18 protein-coding genes and 1 pseudogene are annotated in these 22,262 nt (G+C 69.9%); 5 read left to right on the forward strand and 14 right to left on the reverse strand.

Annotated elements, in window-relative coordinates:
* Nucleotides 1-305: 305 nt before the first annotated feature.
* Nucleotides 306-1,295, reverse strand: a complete 990-nt coding sequence (locus ACFXKG_RS17270; protein ID WP_384838943.1) for a LysR substrate-binding domain-containing protein — start codon at nt 1,293-1,295, stop codon at nt 306-308.
* Nucleotides 1,296-1,405: 110 nt separating this feature from the next.
* Here ACFXKG_RS17270 and ACFXKG_RS17275 point away from each other — a divergent pair, with 110 nt between their 5' ends.
* On the forward strand, nt 1,406-2,029 hold the full coding sequence (locus ACFXKG_RS17275) for a LysE family translocator (protein ID WP_384838946.1): 624 nt from the start codon (nt 1,406-1,408) through the stop codon (nt 2,027-2,029).
* Between the two features lie 208 nt (nt 2,030-2,237).
* Nucleotides 2,238-3,026, forward strand: a complete 789-nt coding sequence (locus ACFXKG_RS17280; protein ID WP_384838949.1) for an alpha/beta fold hydrolase — start codon at nt 2,238-2,240, stop codon at nt 3,024-3,026.
* Nucleotides 3,027-3,345: 319 nt separating this feature from the next.
* Here ACFXKG_RS17280 and ACFXKG_RS17285 read toward each other — a convergent pair whose 3' ends face one another.
* The 5 genes from ACFXKG_RS17285 to ACFXKG_RS17305 form a co-directional block, all read right to left on the reverse strand.
* Nucleotides 3,346-4,218, reverse strand: a complete 873-nt coding sequence (locus ACFXKG_RS17285) for a phytanoyl-CoA dioxygenase family protein (RefSeq protein WP_384838952.1) — start codon at nt 4,216-4,218, stop codon at nt 3,346-3,348.
* Between the two features lie 1,043 nt (nt 4,219-5,261).
* Nucleotides 5,262-6,014: an iron-containing redox enzyme family protein gene (locus ACFXKG_RS17290; protein WP_384838955.1), complete on the reverse strand. Its 753-nt coding sequence runs from the start codon at nt 6,012-6,014 to the stop codon at nt 5,262-5,264.
* A 72-nt stretch (nt 6,015-6,086) separates the two neighbouring features.
* A complete protein-coding gene (locus ACFXKG_RS17295; protein WP_384838958.1) occupies nt 6,087-7,403 on the reverse strand; it encodes an acetyl-CoA carboxylase biotin carboxylase subunit family protein in 1,317 nt (438 codons plus the stop codon).
* Between the two features lie 32 nt (nt 7,404-7,435).
* The gene (locus ACFXKG_RS17300; protein ID WP_384838961.1) at nt 7,436-8,530 is read right to left on the reverse strand and encodes a DUF1611 domain-containing protein; all 1,095 of its coding nucleotides are present in this window, start codon (nt 8,528-8,530) and stop codon (nt 7,436-7,438) included.
* A gap of 58 nt (nt 8,531-8,588) precedes the next feature.
* Nucleotides 8,589-9,830 carry an acetyl-CoA carboxylase biotin carboxylase subunit family protein gene (locus tag ACFXKG_RS17305; protein ID WP_384838964.1) on the reverse strand — a complete coding sequence of 414 codons (1,242 nt, stop codon included), beginning with the start codon at nt 9,828-9,830 and terminating at the stop codon, nt 8,589-8,591.
* A gap of 965 nt (nt 9,831-10,795) precedes the next feature.
* Here ACFXKG_RS17305 and aroA point away from each other — a divergent pair.
* Entirely contained in the window at nt 10,796-12,145 is a 1,350-nt protein-coding gene (gene aroA / locus ACFXKG_RS17310) for a 3-phosphoshikimate 1-carboxyvinyltransferase (protein WP_384838967.1), read from the forward strand.
* A gap of 226 nt (nt 12,146-12,371) precedes the next feature.
* Nucleotides 12,372-13,439 (forward strand): histidinol-phosphate transaminase, encoded by a 1,068-nt coding sequence (hisC, locus tag ACFXKG_RS17315; RefSeq protein ID WP_384838970.1) that lies wholly within the window; start codon nt 12,372-12,374, stop codon nt 13,437-13,439.
* Between the two features lie 370 nt (nt 13,440-13,809).
* On the opposite strand, the gene ACFXKG_RS17320 is transcribed toward hisC, so the two are convergent.
* The 7 genes and pseudogenes from ACFXKG_RS17320 to ACFXKG_RS17350 form a co-directional block, all read right to left on the reverse strand.
* A complete protein-coding gene (locus tag ACFXKG_RS17320; protein WP_384838973.1) occupies nt 13,810-14,283 on the reverse strand; it encodes a LuxR C-terminal-related transcriptional regulator in 474 nt (157 codons plus the stop codon).
* Nucleotides 14,284-14,339: 56 nt separating this feature from the next.
* Nucleotides 14,340-14,504 carry a hypothetical protein gene (locus ACFXKG_RS17325; RefSeq protein WP_384838976.1) on the reverse strand — a complete coding sequence of 55 codons (165 nt, stop codon included), beginning with the start codon at nt 14,502-14,504 and terminating at the stop codon, nt 14,340-14,342.
* Nucleotides 14,505-15,813: 1,309 nt separating this feature from the next.
* Nucleotides 15,814-16,161: pseudogene (locus ACFXKG_RS17330) on the reverse strand (transposase); the annotation flags it as partial.
* A gap of 10 nt (nt 16,162-16,171) precedes the next feature.
* Nucleotides 16,172-17,002 (reverse strand): SGNH/GDSL hydrolase family protein, encoded by an 831-nt coding sequence (locus ACFXKG_RS17335; RefSeq protein ID WP_384838979.1) that lies wholly within the window; start codon nt 17,000-17,002, stop codon nt 16,172-16,174.
* 40 nt (nt 17,003-17,042) lie between these two features.
* Nucleotides 17,043-18,056 (reverse strand): hemolysin family protein, encoded by a 1,014-nt coding sequence (locus tag ACFXKG_RS17340; protein ID WP_384839293.1) that lies wholly within the window; start codon nt 18,054-18,056, stop codon nt 17,043-17,045.
* Nucleotides 18,056-19,456, reverse strand: coding sequence for a hemolysin family protein (locus tag ACFXKG_RS17345; protein WP_384838982.1), 1,401 nt, complete (start codon nt 19,454-19,456; stop codon nt 18,056-18,058). Before ACFXKG_RS17345 ends, ACFXKG_RS17340 begins: the two co-directional genes overlap by 1 nt.
* Before the next feature lie 101 nt (nt 19,457-19,557).
* Nucleotides 19,558-20,013, reverse strand: a complete 456-nt coding sequence (locus ACFXKG_RS17350) for a GNAT family N-acetyltransferase (RefSeq protein WP_384838985.1) — start codon at nt 20,011-20,013, stop codon at nt 19,558-19,560.
* Nucleotides 20,014-20,249: 236 nt separating this feature from the next.
* Here ACFXKG_RS17350 and ACFXKG_RS17355 point away from each other — a divergent pair, with 236 nt between their 5' ends.
* Nucleotides 20,250-21,281 carry a medium chain dehydrogenase/reductase family protein gene (locus tag ACFXKG_RS17355; RefSeq protein WP_384838988.1) on the forward strand — a complete coding sequence of 344 codons (1,032 nt, stop codon included), beginning with the start codon at nt 20,250-20,252 and terminating at the stop codon, nt 21,279-21,281.
* A gap of 72 nt (nt 21,282-21,353) precedes the next feature.
* Here ACFXKG_RS17355 and ACFXKG_RS17360 read toward each other — a convergent pair whose 3' ends face one another.
* Entirely contained in the window at nt 21,354-22,229 is an 876-nt protein-coding gene (locus ACFXKG_RS17360; protein ID WP_384838991.1) for a TIGR03621 family F420-dependent LLM class oxidoreductase, read from the reverse strand.
* Between the last annotated feature and the right edge of the window lie 33 nt (nt 22,230-22,262).

The raw sequence follows: 22,262 nt of genomic DNA on the forward strand, positions 1-22,262 counted from the left end.
CCGGACCCGTGAGGAACCTTCCCCTGCCCGCGCCCGGGCGGAAGCGGCGAGCCCGCCATCCCGCCCGCCGCCACCGAGCTGCTCGCGGCCGTACTCGAAGCGGTCGACATCCCGCACCCGGCCACCACGACCACCACGGGCTGACGGTGATCACGGCCGGGACATCCCACGGTGTGTATCCGAGGTGGTAGGCGATCTCGCCCGGCCGGCCCGCACTGCGGCGTGCCGGCGCCGCCAGGAAGCAGTGGCCGCCGGGACCCCTGACGGCAGCCTTGCTCCCACCTCGACCAGAAACGGACATCCCCTTACGAATCGCTCACTGGGGCTCCGTGCGGTGCGCCGGCTGAGCGTTGTCCCTCCCGGGGAGGAGCTTCCCAGGTGGCGGTGATGTCGCGGGCGACATCACGCAGGAGGTCGATGAGCATGTCCGCGAGCGGTGTGAGGCTGGCGTCGGTCTTGGTCACGGCGTAGAGCTGGCGGTAGGGCCTGGGGTGGGCCAGTTCGCGATGGGTGGTGCCCGGCGCATGCGTCAGGGCCAGGCGCGAGACCAGGGCCACCGCTATGCCTGTGCCGACGAGGGCCTGGGCGACGTCGTAGGACTCCGTCTCGAACCGCACAGTGGGTGTGAAACCGGACTCGCGGGCGGCGTCGTGGAACTGTTGGCGGGCGGCATGGCCGCCCACGATGGAGACCCAGGACTCGTCGCGCAGCTGTTCCAGGTGAAGTTCGGTGTCCGCGGGCTGCGAGGTGGCCAGTGGATGGTCGTCGGGGAGCACCACGACCATCGGGTCCAACAGGAGTGAGTGGGCCCGTACATGTGGGGGCGGCACGAGCGGCGTGCCCCAGGACGCGACTATGGCCACGTCCAGGCGGCCCGCGCCGATCTCGTCCGCTCCGCGTCCCGACACCACGTCTATGACGGAGACGTCGGCGTCCGGATGGCGGTGTCGCAGTGTCGTCAGGGCCGGTGGCAGCAGGTGCAGGGCGGCCGCCTGGAACGTCCCGATCCGCAGACGGAGCGAGAGGTGGCCGAGCAGTGCGGCCAGTTCCGCCTCGGCTCTGTCCGATGCCTCCTCCACCGTCAGGCCGTGGGAGGCGAGCAGGGCGCCGGCCGCGGTGAGCGTCGCTCCGCGGGGACCACGGATGACCAGGGGCACCTGCCAGTCACGTTCGGCTTTGGCCACCTGCTGGGTGACCGCGGCGGGCGTGAGTTGGACCGCGTGAGCCGCCGCCGTCAGGGAGCCGTGACGCTCTATCAACGCGAGAAGCCGCAGCTGGCCCGGATCCACCACCATTCACTAATCCTAACGCTGTACCCTCCTTTTTTAACTTCTCTTAGGGGTGCGGGACGGGAAGCCTGGAGTTACACCCATCGGCTGCAGTCCCCGAAAGGGGTTCTTCTCCCATGCCCACACATGTGCCCGTTTTCATTGCCACCACCTTGCTGCTGGCGATGCTGCCAGGCGCGAGTGCAGCCCTGATGATCCGGCAGGTTCTGGAGGGCGGTCAGCGTACGCTCCAGGGCACACTCGCGGGTAACGCCAGCGGCTTTCTGCTGTGGTCCACGGCCGCCGCGGCCGGGCTGTCCGCCATCCTGCTGGCCAGCCCCACCGCGTACGCGGCACTGCGGATCGCGGGCGGCATCGTGCTCATCTACCTCGGGGTGAAGACACTACGCACCTCGCTCACCGCCCCCTCGACCGCCACGCCCTCGGAGGACACGCGCCGCACGGGCTTCGCGAGCGGTTACCTCGTCGGCCTGAGTACCAATCTCGGCAACCCCAAGGCGGGCGTGTTCGCCGTCTCGGTGCTGCCGCAGTTCGTGACCGCGAAAGGGCCGGTGTTCCTGTCGACCGTCGCCCTGGGCGCCCTGTGGGCGCTCGTCAGCGCCTCCTGGTACATGTTGCTCACCTGGGCCGTCAGCCGAGGGCGCGACCTGGTGTCGCGGCCGACCGTCCTGCGGGGACTCAACGTGGCCACCGGCATCGTCCTGATGGGGCTGGGCGCCGTGGTGGTGGCGGATGTCTGAGGGCCGGTACGGTGCTCCTTCCCGGCGCCGGACCGCCCGGGGCATCGGCCGCCCCGCGCACGGGCCGCCCTGAGGTGGCCCGGTACGACCGGTGGAGTCATGACCGGTGGCGACGGAGTACGACGCAACGACGGCCCCGGCTTCGCCGTACGCTCGGGTCCGGGGCCACGCGGGCACTCCGCCCGACGGCACGGGAGCGAGGAAGCCGATGACGTACGTCATGACACCGGACGGAACCCGCGTCGCCTACCAACTCCAGGGAAACGGGGCGCCACTGGTCCTGCTGGCCGGCCAGGCCAACAACCACCATTGGTGGGACGCGGTGCGCGCCGACTTCCACTCCGCTCGCAGCACCCTCACGCTCGACTACCGCGGCACCGGCGACAGCGACAAGCCCGACGCCCCGTACAGCACCGAACTGTTCGCCCGCGACGTCATCGCGATCCTCGACGAACTCGGGGTCGACCGTGCGGACGTGTACGGCACGTCGATGGGCGGACGAGTGGCCCAGCAGATCGCGGCCCGCCACCCCCACCGGGTGGGCGCCCTGGTTCTCGGCTGCACCTCACCCGGCGGCCCGCACGGAGTCGAACGCGGCAACGACGTTCGCAAGGCCCTGACCCAGCCTCAGCCCGAAGCCGCCCGGCAGGCCCTGCTGGAGCTGATGTACACCCCGCGATGGCTCGCCTCCCATCCCGGTCCGCACCACACCCTCGGCGACCCGCGTATGCCGGCCCACGCCCGGCGCCACCACCTCACGGCGAGCAACCGGCACAACGCCTGGGATCTCCTGCCGGACATCAGCGCACCCACCCTGGTCGTCCACGGAACCGACGACCTGCTCAACCCCAGCGCCAACGCGCCCCTGCTCGCCGACCGCATCCCCGGCGCCCGGCTGCACCTGATCCCCGATGGCCGGCACGCCTACTTCGAGGAGTGCCGCACCCACGCCAGCCCCCTCGTGCTGGACTTCCTCACCACCGCGCTCAAGCCGTAGGACGGCGCGGCGGGTATGCGGGTCCCTGCTGTCCGCCCGCGTACCGGCGACGTCTCGACCCGGGCTGTACGAGGGCGTGTCGTGCGCGTCGGCGTCGTTCTGCGGTCGCCCGATGGCGTGTGTGCGGGGGCGGTCGGAGCCGTTACGGGTACCCCCTCGGAGGCCGACGTGTCGTCGGTGTGACGTGCGTACACGGTGTGCGAGCTGCCCTGTACCGCGGCGCCGCGTCGTCCTCCCGGGCGGCGGCCGCGGGGCTGCCGCCCGCGCCGCCCCCAGGCAGGCGCGGACGACCGTCACGGTCGGCGTGTCTACGAGGCTGTCACTCCGCCTCCTCCAACGTGGCGTACCCCGTGGTCGCGGTCCTGTCAGCGCCCTCCTGGAGCTGGAAGAGCGAGCCGAAGGGACGCTCCGCGAGCGGCAGACGCCACGCCCCGGCTTCCACACGCGCTGTGTCCGACACGTTGCCGCGGAGCAGTTTCACTCCGGGCTCGTTGTGACCGGCGTGCGAGCCGAAGTGGATCGGGTAGGCGTCTGCCGCCCGGTAGGCCGGCAGGAAGGCGCGGCGGTACCGGTCGGAACGGTTCGGGGAGGAGTAGTGCAGGAGCAGGGGGTGGATGAAGACCACGCTGCCCGCAGGAGCCTCGATGGGCACGGCGAGCTCCGGGTCGGGGGCGTCGGCGCCCGCTACCTTGCCGCGGAAGAAGCCGTCGGCGTAGTGGTCGGCGAGACCGCGCTGGTGAGAGCCGGGGATGGCCTGGAGGGCGGAGTTCTCGATGGTGGTGTCGTCGAGGTAGACCAGAGCCGTCACCAGGTCGGTGTTGGTGTGGGGGTAGTAGGCGAAGTCCTGGTGCCACTGCACGACACTGCCCACCTGCGGGGCCTTGAGGTGGAGCTTGCTGTAGTGGAACAGGATGTCGGGGCCGATGAGTGCCTCGACATGGTCGAGCAGTTTCGGGTGAGCTGCGGCCTGCTCGAACGCGGAGTGCTGTTTGGTGGGCGACCAGATCCGGCGGGCCATGCCGTTGTCGCCCGGCTCGACTTCGGCGACAGAGGCGATGTCGGCGACGTTCAGGATCTCCGTGATGGCGGTGTTGAGTTCGGCGACTTCGCTCGAATCGAAGAGACGCTCGGAGACCGCGAAGCCGTTCTCGCGGTATTCCTTGACGAGCGCGGCTGTGTCGGGTGCGGACATGCGCGGGGTTCCTCATCCTCGAGTGCGTGGTTCCGGCGCGTCCCCTCGGGGACCGGCCGGACTGGTGTTGTCATGGGGCTCGCGCTGGTCACGGGGGCGCCGGGCCGATTCCTGTTGCTTCCCGGCTCATGAGGCCACCGGAGAGAACGGTGGCGCCCGGTGTCTTCGGGCCCCCGCGAAACCCACTGCCGGTGCGCGGTGTTGACATCGTGGTGGGAGGCCGCCGCGGGGCGCCCCCTGGGGGCCGCGAGTGTCGTCCCGGCGCAGCCGCCACACTCACGGTCCCGGACCGCGCCCAGCAGCACGCGGTCCGGTCCACCGGCGGATCGGCCACCGGGTCCGTTCGCCGCCGCGCGAGTACCGCCCGGTCGATCTGGACGCTTTCGGCGTCCCTGGCATGAGTGTCCGGCTCGGTGCCGGAGGGCTCGCCGCGACCGGCGACGACCGTGAACGCTCCGCCGGCGCCCGTGTGCCGAGGGCCTGTACCGGCTCGGCCCCCGTCACTCGCACCTCGGGCAAGAGGCGGCCCTTCGGACGCCTCTCCATCCTGCACCACCGTCAGGCCGATGCAGGCCACCGGTACGCCTTCGCGGCTGCTCACGCCTCGCCCGGAGCCGACATCCACGACCGGCGACGGCGCAGGCACGGGCATACGCAGGCTCAGCGGCACCTCTTCCATCGCGGGACCGGACGGCTCCACCACCGCCCCCGGTCCCGGCAGCCCCTCAACGAGCGGCACACCCTCACCTCCTCGTCAGCCGGTCTCGTGGTTCCGGCTTGCCTTCGCAGGCATGTGAGACGTCTCTGTGCCCCGGTGGGCGGGGTGCGGTGGAGTGGGACCGTACGGGGCCGCCGGGCGACGACCGCCGGCGGTCCCGCGATGGTGCAAAGGCGCCACCGCACGGCGCCGGGGCCGGTTCCCGTACGGGCCGGGGGCCCGGGGGCCTCCTCCGGCCCGGGGAATCGCCCGGACCGCCCGCCGTGTCCCCGGCTCCGGGGCGGGGACACGGAACGTCCCCGTACGACTCTCGACCGGTTCCCCCTCAGACGTCCGCGGTCTCCTTGTGCTTGCTGACGGTGTCCTCGTAGATCTCCCGGAAGAACATCGCGAGGATCTCCTGGACGTCGTCGATGTACTTGAACACCTTCTGGAAGTCCTCCTCGCTGAAGATCAGCTGGTGGAGGATGTCCCACATCTCCTGGGAGTGGTCTTCGGTGGTGTCGACGTGGAGGTGGGCGGCCTGCCCCTTGACCTTCTCCTTGCCGAGCCGCGACTGGAGGTTCTCGACGATGGCCGGCTGGAGCTTGACCTGGGTGTATTCCACCAGGTAGTTGGAGACGACCGGGGCGAGGGCCGACTCGTGCTCGAGAGCGTAGTAGAAGAAGCCCTCGAAAAGGCGGGTGGAGAGGTACGGTTCGGTGGCGAGGATCTCTTCCTCGGTGACACCGGCGGCCGCGGCGTCGCCGACGTACAGCTTGTCGTGGAGCATCTCGTCGGCCTGGTACTGCGCGTAGTCGCGGGCGGCCCTGGGCGCGATCTGGGCGATCTTGTAGATGGCCTTGGTCTGGCTGACCCGGGAGAGGCGGATGCGCCACACGTGCTCGATGAGTGTGCGACGGTAGTACGCCTCGTGGAGCTTGGGTTCGGTCAGGTGGGACGCGAAGGGGACGGTGGCCTTCCACTCCGCCATTTTCTTGTCCATGTAGCGGTCGAGTTCGGCCTTCTTCAGACGGCTCTGCTCCTCGTTGTAGAACGGCTTCGGGTAGTCGATCCCGGTGTTCTGCACGCGGTTCATCGCACTCTCCTTCATAAGAGGGTTCGCGGACGGACGTTCACGGAAGGGGCGAAGTTCGGTGCCGCTCGCGGGTCAGCGGTAGCGGACATGGAAATGCTCCGTCGCATGTCGGTCGAGAAAGGCGGTCTCGGCGTCGAGGTCGTCGGCCGCCACGTCCCACAGGGCGTCCATCAAGCAGATTCCCCGGTCGGACGCGTCGAGTTCGGTACCTTCCGCCACGTGGACGCGCAGGATCCGCGGCGGGCGGGTGGGCGGCTCGAAGCGGATCGTGTCGACGGTCCGCCCCTTCTCTCCGTACTTGCTGAGGAACACGGCCGCCCGGGTGGGCGCGCCGGTGCGCAGGGCCTCCAGCTGGGAGGCGCGGGTGAGCCGGTCGTGGAAGGCGTCCCGCTCGGCATCGGGCAGCAGCAAGGTCTCGGTCCACAGGTCGAGGAGGGAGTACCCGGTGACGGTCTCCACGCTGGCGTTGATGAGGCTGCCGCCCATCCGGGGGTTGATCTCGATGATCTCCCAGCGCTTCCTCGACTCCCAGTACTTGACCTCGATGTGGAAGACACCGGCGGTCAGCCCCTGCCGCGCCAGCGATTCGAGGCAGCAAGTGACGTAGTCGGCGCCTTCCAGGACGAGTTCGGGGTCGAGGCTCACGGGCGGGCTGACCGACATCCCCTCCAGAGTGGTTCGCGCCAGGCGTTCCACGCGGGCCTTCTCGTGGACGCACAGGTGGTGGACCCGGCCGTCGAGGACGAGCGTCTCGAAACTGAATTCCGGACCCTCGACGTACTCCTCGACGAGGAAGTCGTACCGGTCCATGAAGATCGCCTTCATGCGCCGGTCGGCACGCATCTGCTCCTGGATGGCGGGCAGGTCGGCCAGGTCGCCGACGTCGTTCAGAACAAAGGTCCCGAAAGACGAGGCACCACGCACCGGTTTGACGAACCAGCGGGCGGATGGGTCGAGTTCGGGCGTCACGCCGGGGGCGAGCCGGTGGAGCCGGACCTCGCTCAGTCCCTCGGCGAAGAGGTGGTGGCGCAGTTCGTACTTGTCGAGGCAGAGACGCAAGGCGCCTTCGGCGGAGTCGCGCGCGCCGAGCCGGTCGTTGAGCTCCGCCATCAGCAGCCGGTAGCCTTCGAAGGAGGCGAGGGCGGCCTCGACCCGGTAACCCTGGTCGGCGAGTTCGCGCACGGCCTTGTCGAGGTCGCCGGAGCACAGCACGGGTTCCTCGGTGACCACACACTGCGCCACATGACGGCGGCTCGCCTCCAGGGCTCCCGGCGTCTCCGGCCGGGAGCTGAGGGCGACCAAGGTCAGGCCGAGCCCGGCGGTCGCCGCGGCGACCTCCTCGGTGTACGACTTGCCCTGGTGCATGAGGAGCAGGATCGCTTTCTTCATCTGTGCATCTCCTCGAGGTTCCGGGGCCGCACTCAGCGCCGGCCGCCCGACAGCCGGTCCGCGGTCTCGCGCTGGTGGGCGCGCAGGATCTCCACGAGCCTGGCGGCGCCGCCCTCGCGGACCGGGTCGACGACAGGCAGGCCGGTGTCGGCCTCCAGCTTCTCGGCCTCGCGGCGGTAGTCCTCCTCGGAGAACCCGAAGCTGTTGACGCTGACGGCGGCGACCTTGGCGGGCCGTTCGAAGACCGAGAGCTCCTCGTTCATGCGGATGAGTTCGGGAATGGGGATAATGGGCGTCTCCCAGACCTTGGTGTGCTCGGCGCCGAGACGGTGGCAGAAGACCAGGGCGTGCGGCAGGGCGCCGTGCAGGATGGCGAGGGCGACACCGCTGAACCCGATGTGGTTGAGGGAACCCTGCCCCTCGACGACGACCCATTCGTTGCCGGCGGCTGCTTCCAGGACGACCTGTTCGACAGCGCCGGCCATGAAGTCGCCGGGCACACCGTCGACCGCGATGCCATGGCCGGAGATCAGCATGCCGCTCTGGCCGGTTGCGGCGAAACCGGCACGGATGCCGCTGCGGTTGGCCTCGTTCCAGATCTGCAGGGCGGCGGTCTTCTTGCCGATGTTGGAGTCACTGCCGCACGTGTGGATGACCCAGGTGTCAAGGTCCAGGACGCGGGCCTTGTTGAGCTCCACCGGCGGGGCGTCCTTGGTCTCCCAGACGGTGATGCCCTTTTCACGGACGGCACGGGCGATGTCCGGGTCGTCCGTGAGGCGGTAATGGATCGAGTTGATCAGGTGCAGGCCGTTCTGGACAGCAGCGAGGAGGTGCGGCTTCCAGGCAGAGGGCAGGTTGGCCGAGTGCAGGCCCTTGCCGATGACCATGACCTCGGGGCGTAGGTGCAGAGCGTGCTCGACGCGGCTGACGATCGGGATGGCGCCGCCGTAGCCGAGGACGTCCTGAACGGTCTGGCCGCCCTTACGGCTGTCGATCACGGCGACGCAGCGGTCCCCGTTGTAGCGGATCAGTGAGGCGGCGATCTTGCTCGTGAAGAGTCCGAAGCACCCCTCGGCGAACAACACGAAGTTCTTGTCGACCAGCTCCGCATGGCTCAACTGATCCACGTTTTCCTCCACGGACTCGACGGTTCCATTGCTGGTGGTACGAGATGGTTCGGGCTGTCTACGGGACGGGCTCGGTCGTCAGGCGATACTGCTCACGTGCCTGGCGAACGGCGTCCTCGATCTGCTCCTGGGCGCCGCCCCGGAAGAGGAAGCGGCCGCCTTGGAGCGTGGCGTACGCGCCGGGCTGGGAGACCAGAACCTCCCCCGGCCGCGGCACCAACTCTCTGTACAGGTAGGGAATGCGCCCCAGGAGCGAGGTGGCGGAGGTGACCTGCTGGGGCAGCGGCCCGGGGCCTTTGACGATCAGCCAACCGCCGCTCTGCTCCGGGTCGGGGGCGGGTGGGTCCACCGGCCGGCCGAGCAGCACGTCGACCCACAGCCGGAAGAGATTCACGCCGTGGACGTCGTTGATGACGTACGACACGTCGGCGCCCGGCACCCGGGCTCCGACCTCCAGGAACACCAGTTCGTCGCCAGTGTCGAAGAGTTCGAGGTGGAAGGCGGAGCTACGCAGGCCGAGCGCGGTCAGGCAGCGCACGGCGAAGTCCTCGCAGCGGCCGCGCACGACGGGGTCCGTCTGGAGGACGGAGCCGAGCGGTGTGCCCAGGACCTCGAAGTCCAGGCAGGTGGAGACGTAGCGCGAGGTGCACAGGAACAGCGGTTTGCCCGCGGCGTCCAGGACACCGTCGACATGCAGGATCTCGCCCCGCACGAACTCCTCGATCTCCAAGTCGTGCAGGCTCCGTTCGGCGCACAGGGCCCGCAGCTCCTCGGCCGAGGCGATCTGGCGCACACCCTGGCTGGACGCCCCCCGCACCGGCTTGACGATCACCGGGTAGCCGAACTCCTCGGCGACCGCGAGCATGTGGTCCTCGGTACGGCAGGAGGCCCAGCGCGGCACCCGGAGCCCGGCCCGCGACACCCTCTCCTTCATGACGGTCTTGTCGCAGAACCGGGAGATCTCCTCGGGGCTGGTGCCCGGGATGCCGTACCTCTCGCGCAGGGTCGCCGCGAGGTCGAGGAGCAATTCGGAGAAGCCGATGACGTGGTCGAAGGGGCCTTCGTCGCGAACGATGGTGTCGACGAGCTCCAGCACGCCGTCCACGTCGCCGAAGTCCGTTACGAAGTGGACCCGTTCGGCGGTGGCGGGAACTCCGCTGCGCCCCCCCTCGTCACAGACGTACGTGACGCGGTCGGTCTCCGGGGCGAAGACCGACTCGGGAGCGGCGAGGCGGTTCTCCCATCGCCGCTCGTCCTCGTACAGGGGCCAGCGGGTCAAGAACAGGATCGCGCCGGACATGGATGTCGTCCTCACTGTTCACAGGAAGCATGGACGTGCCCTGCCAGGGGGGAACCGGTTGACAGCGGCGGTGGCGGCGGGCCTTTCGAAACCGAATAACGAGCCCGGACCTGGATCCCCGGGAACGGCCTCCAACGTGCTGATCGCGCTGCCACAGCCTCGCATGGGACCGGCCTGGTCAGAATAGGACCTAGGTCCCAGCGCCTCCGGCGTTGCCGGTGCGATGGCACGCGCGCACCGGCTGCCGAGCCATTCGCACCCGCCTGACCAGGACGAAGAGCAGTGGTCCACGCGGACGAGGGCGACGCGAGCAGGGGCCGGCGCCGTGTGACCTGGCCCCCGCACCGGCTCGACGAGTTGAGGTCGGGCGAGCGAGCAGAACAACGGTGGCACGGCCGCGTGCGGGAGTTCGGCCGTACGGCGCGAGCACACCGGTGCCGGGCAGGCGTCCTGAGCATCGCCCGCACACACCGTGCCCTGAAAGGTCATGTCGCGGCAGCCCCAGGTGTGTCCTCCGTAAGGCCGACAGGTGAAGCCGGCCCAGCCGCACCGGGCCCGCACCGTGGTCAGGGTGGCGGGACACGGCACTTCGATTCAAGGGCATCTCACCACACGAGCGCCTGTGAGTCCCGACGACCCCGACCAGGGGCGTCCCAGGTCCGCCGACGTGGCAACACCCCCCGGCGGTAACGGGGGGTCTGGGTCATCTTGTGCCGAAAACACCATGGGCGGATGGGCCTATTGCCCACGCGCTCGACGGGACACAGAATTCTTATCGCGCCCCCACCGCCGAAAGTAGGGCTGTCGTGCGCGCCAGGAGATTTTCCGAACTGCCGCCCGACATTCAAACGCCAAGCGGTGGGATGGCATGTTCTTTCTCCGCGGATATCGTCGGCCCCGGACGTCAAAGCGAAATCGCTTGCAAGGTATCAGACGGCTAACGATGGGAAAGAGGAGACAGGAGCATGCTGCTGAAGGTCGATCCGGTCGATACATTTTCCGGAACTTTCCGCGTCCCTTCTTCGAAACCGGAGACGCAACGGGCAATTCTGACCGGCACACTGGCCGAGGGCACCTCCCGCGTTTACAACGACCTCCGTTGCGACGAGACGGAGACCATGAAGAACGCTTGCCGTGCCTTCGGTGCCAAGATCACCGAGCATGACGGATTCCTGGAGATCCAGGGCATCGGAGGGTCGCTCCCGCACATCCGCCGCGTCATCCAGTCCCGCGGCTCGGGGCTGGTGTTCCGCGTCGTGACGGCGCTGGCGTCCGTACTGCCGTCGCCGGTCGTGGTGACGGGCGACGCGACGCTGCGCAGCCGTGTGATGGAGCCCCTGCTGGTGGCGCTGCGCGAACTCGGCGCGGACATCGAGTCGATCGTCAGCGAGAGCTCGGCCCCGGTCGTCAACTGGGGACGCGGCCTGAAGGGTGGGACCTGCCGGCTGCCGGGTGACATCAGCTCGCAGTTCATCACCGCCATTCTGTTCGCCGCGCCGCTGGCCGACGGCCCGGTGGAGATCGAGGTGGACGGCGAGGTCTTCTCCCAGTCGTACATCCGGCAGACGCTGGCGAGCCTGACCGGCGCGGGCATCAAGGTCTCCGCGTCGGAGGACATGCGTCGCTACCAGGTGGAGCCCTCCACCTACCAGGCACAGGACGTCACCACGCACGAGGACTACACCTCGGCCTCGTACCTGCTGGCCGCCGCCGCGCTCTTCCCGGGCCGGACCGTCCTGACCAACGTCTACGGCGACAGCATGCAGGGCGAGTTCGCGATCGTCCCGATCCTGGAGCAGCTCGGGGTGAGCGTCACCTTCGACCGGGCCACCCTGTCGCTGACCGTCGACAATCCGCCGGGCAGTCTGTGCGGCGACTTCGAGGTGGATGTGCGGGACTGCCCCAACATCGTGCCCACGCTGGCCGCCCTCGGGGCATACGTGCAGGGCAGCCTGCGGGTGACCGGCGGGCGCCTCACGCGCTTCCACAAGGCGTCGCGCATCGAGGCCATGGCCGCCGAGCTGACGCGCGCCGGCGTGGACATCGAGGTGCTGTACGACGACGGGGTCTGCGACGGCTTCGAGGTCCGCGGCGCGCGGACGTACCCCGGCGGAGTGATGCTCTCCAGTTGGGGCGACCATCGCATCTTCATGTCGCTGTTCGTGGCCGGCCTGCGCATGCAGTCGGCCAACCGGTTCTCGGGCTACGAAGACGTCCGGCTGTCCTTTCCCAGCTTCATGGAGGAGTTCACCAGGGCTGGGGTACGGACCACGGCCGTCGAGGAGGAGAGCACGCCCGCAGTGGCCGTCGGCTGACCCTGCCCGCGGCAGACCCGGCGGTCCACTGCGCCGCAACGGTGCGGCGCAGCGGACCGCCGGACCCAACAGGGTCGGCGGGACGCGCTGCCGACCACGGCGGAGGTGCCGGCGCGCGGGCTGGATCTCGCGCCCGCGCGCCCCGTCGCGGCGCACGGCCCCCGGAACCCCGGATGAACGACACGCGCATGCCCGTACCCTCTCCCCCTTCAGGAAGTTTCCCTCGATGCCCCCTGCACCTGTCCCCCGGCTGCGTGTCGATGTCGCCGGGTTGCCTCACTACGTCCCCGGTCGGACGGCGCCCAGTGACCTCGTGGACAAGTTGTCGTCGAACGAGAACCCCTACCCTCCGCTGCCGTCGGTCGTCGCCGCGCTGCGCGAGGAATTGGGGCGCGTCAACCGCTATCCCGACTCGCGGAGCGGTGAACTGGTCACTGAACTGGCTGCGGCCCTCGCGGTACCCCCGGAGCACCTCGTGCCCGGCACCGGATCCCTCGGGGTCATCAAGGACCTGTTGTGCGCCGCGGCCGGCGTGGGGGACGAAGTGCTGTTCGCCTGGCGCTCGTTCGAGGCATACCCGAGGCTCGTCTGGGCCACTGGGGCAACTCCTGTGCGGGTTCCGCTCCGTGACGAGCGGCATGACCTGGAGGTCATGGCCGACGCGGTGACGGAGCGCACGCGCGTGATCATCGTATGCAACCCCAACAACCCGACCGGTACGGCTGTGCGCCGCGGTGAGGTCGAGCGCTTCCTCGACCGGGTGCCGGGCCACCTTCTCGTGGTGCTCGACGAGGCGTACCGAGAGTTTGTCGACGACACCGACGTGCCCGACGGCATCGAGTTGTACCGCGACCGTCCCAACGTCGCCGTGTTGCGCACCTTCTCCAAGGCGTACGGACTGGCGCGACTGCGCGTCGGCTACGCGGTCGCGCATCCGCCGGTCGCGGCCGCGCTGCGGGCTTGCACCGTTCCGTTCGGCGTCAGCGGACTCGCCCAGGCCGCAGCGCGGGCCTCGCTGGACGCGGAACCCGAACTGCTGGAGCGGGTACGGACCCTGGTGGCCGAGCGCGCCCGGGTCACCCGCGCTCTGCGGACCGCGGGCTGGAGCGTTCCCGACAGCCAGGCCAACTTCGTCTGGCTGCGCCTCGGTTCGCACACACCGGCCTTCGCCGACGCGTGCGGGGCGGCGGGAGTCATGGTGCGTCCCTTCGGTGAAGAGGGGGTGCGGATCACCATCGGCACCCCCGAGGAGAACGACCGTCTGCTGAAGATCGCGGGCGACTGGCGGGGGTGAGGCTCCCACCGCAGTCCGCGCACTCCCGCCGACCTCGCGTCCCGGAAGGCGGAGCGGTGCGAGGAGGGCGGCGGTCCAGGGCGGCAGGCCCTGCCTCGTCAGGCACAACCCGGCGGGGCGGTCGGTGTGTGCGAGGGCCGTGCTCCGGGCGGTGACGGTCTCGTTGGACTCGGCAGGGCAACCAGGTCCGGGCCGGGGAGGCCACGCCTCGTGATCGGAGTGCCAGGCCGAGACCGGGGGCCGCCGAGCGGTTCGGTGTCCCCTCGGGCAAGCGCGCCGTGCGGAAGCGGGAGGCCCCTCTCCGCACGGCGCGCTCCGACTCCCCCGTACGGGAGGGATGCCCTCGGGGAAGGGTCCAACCGCGGGAGGTTCAGGGGGCGAGGCCTGCGTATTGGGCGTAGAGAGCGGCCTGGGTGCGGTGGGTGGCACCGATCTTCAGATAGATACTGCTGAGATGGTTCTTCACGGTCTTCTCGGAGATGTCGAGTTTTCGGGCGATCAGCCGGTTGCTCAACCCTGCGGCCAGCAGGCGGAGTACGCCCCGCTCGCGTGCGGTGAGGGCGGAGCCGGCGTGCGGCACGTCTCTCTCCGGGCCGGAAGCGAACGCCGGAGCGGACGGAGCCGCCTCCCCGGGTTCGGTCAGGCCTATGTGGCGAGCGTAGAGGGCGGCCTGGGTGCGGTGGGTGGCACCGATCTTCAGATAGATACTGCTGAGATGGTTCTTCACGGTCTTGTCGGAGATGTCGAGTTTTCGGGCGATCAGCCGGTTGCTCAACCCTGCGGCCAGCAGGCGGAGTACGTCCAACTCCCGATCGGTGAGTTTCGCTGCCCGCGGTTCATCCACGTCCTGCCTCCCACCTGCTTCTCCCAAGCATGAGGAAGAATGTCCGAGGACTCCATTCACGCGGCACCCCCACGGGCGCCGCCGATGCCACGCAGAAACAGCACCCGCCACATCTGGCGGGAAGCGTCGCCCTGGTAACCGGACTCGGCAACGGCCATCAGCCGCACCGCCACCCGGTTGATGAACAACTCCCGACAGAACTGGACGACATCACGAGTCAACCTCGATACCTCCGTCGCCTGGCTGCCGGTTCGACCGGGGCGCGGCGGTAAGTCCTTCCCGTCGATGCCCCCGGCGACTCGCTGAAGAGATCACGCCGGTCCGGCATGATGCGGCGGGGGATACGGCTGCGGCAGGCCCGGGATAACTCCAACGCATCAGTCTGCTCCGGCGCGACCGCTCGAACGGCTCCCTGCGCGAGGGCCGGGCGCCGGGGGGCAGCAGGTAATCGCGGGAACTGAACATCAGCAGTTTCCCGTAGGGTGCGATGGTCACCTGGGGCGGACTCCGCCATGGAGAAGGAAGGGGGTAAACCTTCTCCGCGGTGACGGTGACAACTTGTCCTGAGTTCGAAGAGATTCTCTTCGAGGTCCATTCTGGAATCCCTCTGTAGGTGCCTTCTGGGCACGACGTCAGCCTACAGGGCAAGGGTGAGGGGAGTAATTATCCTTTCAATCAGGGTCACCCGGGGGGTGAATAGGAGCTGCGTGAACGGGTGGCCGGACCGAGCTTTTACAGCCGTCGCACGCACATGTCGAACCGCGCCCTCGGTTTCGCTTCCGCCAGTTTCATTTCAGCTCAGCCCCGGCTTGGCCGTGGAGACGGTACCTGATCGTGAACTGAACCTGTCAACCCTTAAGCCACTACCCAGATAGATGGACTTGTTGTCTCACGCTGACCACTTCAGTCTTGGGAACAACAGAGGGCAATAAACCTCACCCCTGAAGTATGGCCAGAAAATTCTGATGCCGGGCCTTGTCCCTTGGTCCTGGACACACGAGATAGCGGATCCGAGGATGGGTATCTGGTGGTCATCGGCGGCTATCCGCCGCAGTCGAAGGCGGACGCGGCGCGCTGTACCGCTCGCGGCCCGGGGCGACGATCGGACGGATCGCCGCGGACCCGGGAAACCATCCGGAGACCTTGCCTAACGTGGTCCGAGCAGTTGGTGCGAGCCGGCCGCGGAGCGCGGGGTGGACGTGCCATTCAAGCCGCAGACGCCGTGAGAGAAGGCGAGCGGGCGGTGTTGTAGCGGTGTAACCGGCGGAAGAGGTCCAGTTGGGCCTCGCGCTCGGTGATCAGGGGCAAGGCCCCTGCCAGTATTTGTGAACACGTAGAACAGTGAGGTGATTCCACTGTCGGTTCACGCGGCACCGCGCCGCGCCCGTTCTCGTGTGTCCCGGCGATGCCTGTTCCTGTGACATGTGTTCCTGCGGCGTGTGTTCCCAGGCCTCGTAAGAGTCATCTCATTTGGTGAGTTGGCGGTAGCGGATGAGGGTGCAGGCGATGGCGGCGAAGGCGAGGAAGTGTTTTCATCGCCCTCATGTTCACCGAGTCGATCGCGCACCGCGACCAGTCCAACTCGCCACGGGACCCGAGTTCGTCGAGTACCAAGCGGTGGAGCCTGGCCCACACCCGGGCCTTCGACCACTCGGTGAAACGCCGGTGAGCCGTCGCGCCGGACGGCCCGAACGCCGCAGTCGGCAACTGCTGCCACGTGCAGCCCGAGGTCGCCACGAAGACGATCGCGGCCAGTACTTCGCGGTCACCGTGCCGACGCCGCCCCCCGCCCTGAGGCCGCGTCGGCGCCTCCGGAACCACCCGCTGGAACAGCTCCCACAGCTCATCCGGCACCAGCCGCTCAACGATCCTCGCCACGAATGACAGCCTATCCACCCAAATGAGATGACTTCAAAGCCTTGTGCACCTCATGTGTGCCATGTGCCCCGTGCGCCTCGTACGGCAGCAGCTCCGGCCGCTTCGCCGCCCTGCCGTCCCCGGAGGAGCGCCCCGTCACCCGGCGCATCACCCACGGCCCGAGGTACTGCCGGGCGAACCGCGCGTCGCTCGTCCGCCGCGCGAGCCACCGCTCGGCCTCGGCGGGCGGCAGCTCCGCGCGCCAGTCGTCGGCCGCCTCCAGCCCGAGCGTCTGCCAGACCGCCTCGGCGACCCGGCGGTGGCCCTCCGGCGTCAGATGCAGCCGGTCCACGTCCCACATCCGCTGATCGCCGAGGGCCGGAGCCCCGTACAGGTCCACCACGAGCGCGCCGTGCCGGGCCGCCAGCTCGTCCACGGTCGTGAACAGCTCCTCCATGCGCGGCCGGAAGCGTTCCATCACCGGCCCGTTCCGCCCCGGGCTGCGCATCAGTACGAGCTGCCCGCATGCCGGGGCGAGCCGCTCCACGGCCTCCGTGAGCAGTCCGCGCACCCGGCCCATGTCGACCTTGGGCCGCAGGGTGTCGTTGAGCCCGCCGACCAGCGTCACCACGTCCGGCGCCATCGCCGCCGCGAGGTCCACCTGCTCCTCGACGATCTGGCCGATGAGCTTGCCGCGTACGGCGAGATTGGCGTACCGGAACCCGGGGGTACGGGCCGCGAGCCGGGCGGCGAGCAGATCCGCCCAGCCGCGGTACGAGCCGTCCGGCAGCAGGTCGGACATGCCCTCCGTGAAGGAGTCCCCGACCGCGACAAAACTGGTGTATTCAGCATTCATCTCCATGGCGGAGCCGATCGTACCGCGCGGTAGGTTCGCGGGGCACCTACGCGTGCCGGCCCACCAGCTCACGCAGCAGGTCCTCCATCGTCACCAGTCCTTCGAGCTTCCCGTCCTCGTCCAGCACCCCCGCCAGATGCGTACGGCCCCGGCGCATCGCGGTCAGTACGTCGTCCATCGGGGTCGTCGCCCGTACCCGCGCGATCGCGCGCATCCCCGAGACCGGGAAGGGCTCCTCGCGCGGCCCCGCGTCCAGCGCGTCCTTCACGTGGAGGTAGCCGAGGATCCGGCGCGCGGGGTCCACCACCGGGAACCGCGAGAAGCCGGTCTCCGCTCCCAGCCGTTCCAGGCCCTCCGGCGTCACCCCGAGCCGCGCCGAGACCACGCGCTCCAGCGGCATCACCACATCACGCACCGGACGGCGCCCCAGCTCCAGCGCGTCGTGCAGCCGTTCCGCCGACCGGTCGTCGAGTAGCCCGGCATGGCCCGCGTCGGTGACCAGCCGGGCCAGTTCGTCGTCCGAGAACGTGGCGGACACCTCGTCCTTCGTCTCCACCCTGAGCAGTTTCAGCAGGCCGTTGGCGAAGGCGTTCACCGTGAAGATCACCGGGCGCAGCGCACCGGCCAGCGCGACCAGCGGCGGCCCCAGCAGCAGCGCGGCCCGCGCGGGCCCGGCCAGGGCGATGTTCTTGGGCACCATCTCGCCCAGCAGCATGTGCAGATACGTGGCGACGGTGAGCGCGATCACGAACGAGAGCGGATGCACCAGCCCGTGCGGAACCCCCACCGCGTTGAAGAGGGGCTCCAGGAGGTGCGCGATGGCAGGCTCGGCGACGATGCCCAGCACCAGGGTGCAGAGCGTGATCCCGAGCTGCGCCGCGGCCAAGATCGCCGACACGTGCTCCAGTCCCCGGATCACGCTCCGCGCCCGCCGGTCGCCGGCCTCCGCGGCTGGTTCGATCTGGCTGCGGCGTACGGAGATCAGGGCGAACTCGGCCGCGACGAAGAACGCGTTGACGGCCAGGGTCAGCAGCGCGACGAAGAGCTGGAGGGCGATGATCATCCGGCGCACTCCCCGGTCCCACCGATTTCCCTGGTCCCGCCGGTCTCCCCACGGCCGCCCCCGCCCCTGCCCGCGTCCGCCGCCCCGTCCGCCGGCCGGGGCGCGCGCAGCAGCAGCCGGGCCGCGCGCCGGCCCGTGGCGTCCACGACCTCCAGCTCCCACCCCTCCAGCGTCATCCGGTCGCCCTCGGCGGGGATCCGGCCCAGTTCCGTGGCGACCAGCCCCGCGAGCGTCTCGTACGGGCCCTCGGGCATCCGTAGCCCGGCCGTCCTGAGCTGGTCGGCGCGCGCGGCGCCGTCGGCCGACCAGAGCGCCCGGCCCTCGGCGTCCTCGCCCACCGGCGCCAGGTCGGAGAGCTCGTGCGGGTCGTGCTCGTCCCGTACCTCGCCCACGACCTCCTCGACGATGTCCTCCAGCGTCACCACCCCGGCCGTCCCCCCGTACTCGTCGATGACGACGGCCATCGTGACGCCGTCCGACAGCCGGTCGAGGAGTGTGTCCACGGTCAGGCTCCCCGGCACCAGCAGCGGCTCGCGCAGCAGCTCGGCCACCGCGAGCCGGGGCCGCCGCTCCGCCGGGACCGCCAGGACGTCCTTGATGTGCGCGATGCCGACGACGCTGTCCAGGCTGCCCCGGTAGACGGGGAAGCGGGACAGGCCGGTGGCACGGGTCGCGTTGGCGACGTCCGCGGCGGTGGCCCGTACGTCCAGGGCCATCACCTGCACGCGGGGCGTCATCACGTTCTCCGCGGTCAGCGCGGCCAGGCTCAGCGTCCGTACGAACAGCTCCGCCGTGTCCTCCTCCAGCGCGCCCGCCTCCGCCGAGTGGCGCGCGAGCGCGACCAGCTCCTGGGGGCCGCGCGCGGAGGCGAGTTCCTCGGTCGGTTCCAGGCCGAACCCGCGCACGATCCGGTTCGCCGTGTTGTTGAGATGCGCGATGAACGGACGGAACGTGCCGCTGAAGCACCGCTGGGGTGTGGCCACCACCTTCGCGACGGCCAGCGGTGAGGAGATCGCCCAGTTCTTCGGCACCAGCTCGCCGACGACCATCAGCACGATCGTCGACAGGGCCGTGCCGATGACCAGCGCCACCGAGGACGCGGTGGCGGGGGCGAGGCCCAGCGCCTCGACCGGCCCGCGGATCAGCTTCCCGATGGACGGCTCGGAGATCATCCCGACGACCAGATTGGTCACGGTGATGCCGAGCTGTGCGCCGGAGAGCTGGAACGTCAGGCTCCGTACGGCCTTGAGCGCCCCGGCCGCGCCCCGTTCCCCGCGCTCCGCGGCCCGTTCGAGATCGCCGCGTTCCACGGTGGTGAGGGAGAACTCCGCCGCGACGAACGCTCCGCAGGCCAGCGCCAGCAGAACCGCCAGCAGGAGCAGAAGCACTTCGATCATCCGGTCACCTCCGTCCCAGGATCGCCGCACGCGCCGGGGACCGCGCGGCGATCCTGGGCCATTCTCCGTGAGGGCGTACGGAGGTGGAAGGCGCGCGTCCTTCAGGCGCCGTGCGGCTGTTCGGCGCTCCCGGCGCCGTTCAGCGGCTTCACCCAGCGTCGCCAGCGGTCCTCACGGTGGTATCCGGCCGAGGCCCAGGTGTGGTGGGCGCGCTCGTTGGCCTCCAGGACCATGGCGTCGATCCGCCGCCCGCCCAGCGCGGCGAACCGCTGTTCCGCCGCTTTCATCAGGGCGCTCGCGATGCCCCGCCGGCGGTGGTCCGGGTGCACGGCGAGCCGGTAGGCGGAGCACCGCCATCCGTCGAAGCCGGCTATCACGGTCCCGGCGAGGACACCGTCCCGCTCCGCGAGGATCAGGGCTTCCGGGTCCCGGGAGATGAGCCGGGCCACTCCGTCGTGGTCGTCGCTGATGCTCGTGCCCTCGGCGGCCTCGCGCCAGAACCGCAGCACGGCGACGATGTCCGTGTGGGTGGCGGGGCGGATGTGGAGATCGCTCATGAAAGCAACCCAATCAGACCGCCGCGAGGCCCCGTCGGCCGTCCCGTCCCGTGAGATCTGCCCACCCGAGTGGAGCCACCCGCGTGGAGCCGCTGCGTGGAACCACCGTGTGGAACACCCTCAAGACTCAGTTAGAGGGTATTGCGAATCGCGTTGACACTCCTCCCGGTGAAGCGTTATAACTTCTAACGAACGCGAAAGCGCATAGTCAAAGTCGCAGCGCAGTGGAGGTCGTCATGAACGCCGAAGGACTCGTCGAGGTCGTCCTGCCGGGCACGGTGGAGCCGGAGGGGCTGCTGATCCGGCGGGGAGCGGTCCCGGTCGCGGGTCCGGGGCAGGTCGTGATCAGGATGGAGGCGACCGGGGTCTCCTTCGCCGAGCAGCAGATGCGCCGGGGCCGCTACTACGACCAGCCGCCGTTCCCCTTCGTGCCCGGGTACGACCTGGTCGGCACGGTGCTGGCGACCGGCGAGGGCGTCGACCCCGCGCTGACCGGCAGCCGGGTGGCCGCACTGGTCAAGGTCGGCGGCTGGGCCAGCCACGTCGTCGTGGAGGCGGCGGACACCGTCGCGGTCCCCGACGGGATCGGCGCGGCGGAGGCGGAGACCCTGGTGGTCAACGGCATCACCGCCTGGCAGATGCTGCACCGCAAGGCACGGATCCGCGAGGGACAGACGGTCCTGGTGCACGGCGCCAACGGCGGCGTCGGCTCGGTCCTCGTCCAACTCGCCCGCGCCGCGGGCGTGAAGGTGATCGGCACCGCCTCCGCCCGCCACCACGACAGCCTGCGGGCGCGGGGGGTCACCCCCGTCGACTACCGCACAGAGGACGTCGCCACGCGGGTGCGCGAGCTGGCCCCCGGCGGGGTGGACGCCGTCTTCGACCACGTCGGGGGCCGCAGCGTCATCGACTCCTGGCGCCTTCTCGCCCCCGGCGGGACGCTCGTCTCGTACGGCAGCGCCTCCACCCGCGACGACTCCGGGTCGAAGCAGCTTCCCGTGATGAAGATCCTTGCCCGGGTGTGGGTCTGGAACGCGCTGCCCAACGGCCGCCGGGCCTACTTCTTCAACATCTGGGCCGGGCGATCCTTCGGCAAGGACCGGTTCCGGGCCCGGCTGCGCGCCGACCTCACCCAGGTCTTCGCGGCCCACCAGCGCGGTGAGGTCACCGCCGGGATCGCCGCCCAACTGCCGCTCGCACGCGCCTCCGAGGCCATGCGGCTGGCCGAATCCGGCACCGTCGCCGGAAAGATCGTCCTCACCCCGTAGCCCGTCGGTCCACTCGCTCGGACGACCGTCCCGGCCGCCCGTGCCGACCGCCATCCCTCCCGGCGGTCGCGGTCATCCGCCGCGCAACTCCTCGATCACCGGGCCGAACGCCTCCATGTACGGGTCGAGGACCGTCAGATAAGTGAATCCGTAGCGCTCGCGCTGGGCCCTGAGCTGGTCGGCGATCTGCCGTACGGTGCCCACGGCGAGCAGCGGCAGCTCCAGCGCCTCGTCCTCGTCGAGTCCCACCCTCGACAGCAACTCCCGCACCGCCGCCCGGCGGTCGTGGGTGACGGTGACGAACTGGAGCAGCAGATTCAGCTCCGCGGGCGCCGCCCGGCCCGCCTCGAACCCCCGGTAGACGGCGACTCGTTCGGCCAGTTCGCCGGCGGTGATCGCGCGCAGTCCCTCCGGGGTGTGGCGGGCCCCCGTGAACGCGGTGATCGCGGCCCGCTCCGCGGCCAGCCGGAGCACCCGGTCGCCGTTCCCGCCGATCAGCAGCGGGGGCATCGGGGACTGCGCGGGGCGCGGCACGTGGGACGCGTCGCCGAGCAGCCGGTCCAGCTCGTCGACGGTACGGGTGAGCAGGTCGACCCGTTCGCCGGGCGGCAGGAACTCCAGCCCGGCCCGCTCGTGTTCCTCCCGTACGTAACCGGTGCCGAGCCCCAGCTCCAGCCGCCCGTCGGACAGCGCGTCCACGGTGGCGGTCTCCCGGGCGAGCAGCGTCGGGTTCCAGAACGCGGCGTTGAGGACGAAGGTCCCGAGCCGCGGCCGTTCGGTCGCCTCCGCGGCGGCGGCCAGGGCGGGGAACGGCGCGACCATGCCGAGGTGGTCCGGCACGAGGATCACGTCGTACCCCAGCTCCTCGGCGCGTCTGCACCGCTTGCGCCACTCGTCGCCGCCGGTGGCCGTGGTCATGTTCACACCGAACCGGAAGGGCCGTGTCATGGACGCTCCTCACGCGTGACGCGTACGGTCGGG

It is taken from the genome of Streptomyces sp. NPDC059255 (assembly GCF_042752355.1).
Classification (GTDB): Bacteria; Actinomycetota; Actinomycetes; order Streptomycetales; family Streptomycetaceae; genus Streptomyces.

Coding starts and splice junctions, on each gene's coding strand:
- ACFXKG_RS17270 (WP_384838943.1), bottom strand. CDS start 1,295: ATGGTGGTGGATCCGGGCCAGCTGCGGCTTCTCGCGTTGATAGAGCGT.
- ACFXKG_RS17275 (WP_384838946.1), top strand. CDS start 1,406: ATGCCCACACATGTGCCCGTTTTCATTGCCACCACCTTGCTGCTGGCG.
- ACFXKG_RS17280 (WP_384838949.1), top strand. CDS start 2,238: ATGACGTACGTCATGACACCGGACGGAACCCGCGTCGCCTACCAACTC.
- ACFXKG_RS17285 (WP_384838952.1), bottom strand. CDS start 4,218: ATGTCCGCACCCGACACAGCCGCGCTCGTCAAGGAATACCGCGAGAAC.
- ACFXKG_RS17290 (WP_384838955.1), bottom strand. CDS start 6,014: ATGAACCGCGTGCAGAACACCGGGATCGACTACCCGAAGCCGTTCTAC.
- ACFXKG_RS17295 (WP_384838958.1), bottom strand. CDS start 7,403: ATGAAGAAAGCGATCCTGCTCCTCATGCACCAGGGCAAGTCGTACACC.
- ACFXKG_RS17305 (WP_384838964.1), bottom strand. CDS start 9,830: ATGTCCGGCGCGATCCTGTTCTTGACCCGCTGGCCCCTGTACGAGGAC.
- aroA (WP_384838967.1), top strand. CDS start 10,796: ATGCTGCTGAAGGTCGATCCGGTCGATACATTTTCCGGAACTTTCCGC.
- hisC (WP_384838970.1), top strand. CDS start 12,372: ATGCCCCCTGCACCTGTCCCCCGGCTGCGTGTCGATGTCGCCGGGTTG.
- ACFXKG_RS17335 (WP_384838979.1), bottom strand. CDS start 17,002: ATGGAGATGAATGCTGAATACACCAGTTTTGTCGCGGTCGGGGACTCC.
- ACFXKG_RS17345 (WP_384838982.1), bottom strand. CDS start 19,456: ATGATCGAAGTGCTTCTGCTCCTGCTGGCGGTTCTGCTGGCGCTGGCC.
- ACFXKG_RS17350 (WP_384838985.1), bottom strand. CDS start 20,013: ATGAGCGATCTCCACATCCGCCCCGCCACCCACACGGACATCGTCGCC.
- ACFXKG_RS17355 (WP_384838988.1), top strand. CDS start 20,250: ATGAACGCCGAAGGACTCGTCGAGGTCGTCCTGCCGGGCACGGTGGAG.
- ACFXKG_RS17360 (WP_384838991.1), bottom strand. CDS start 22,229: ATGACACGGCCCTTCCGGTTCGGTGTGAACATGACCACGGCCACCGGC.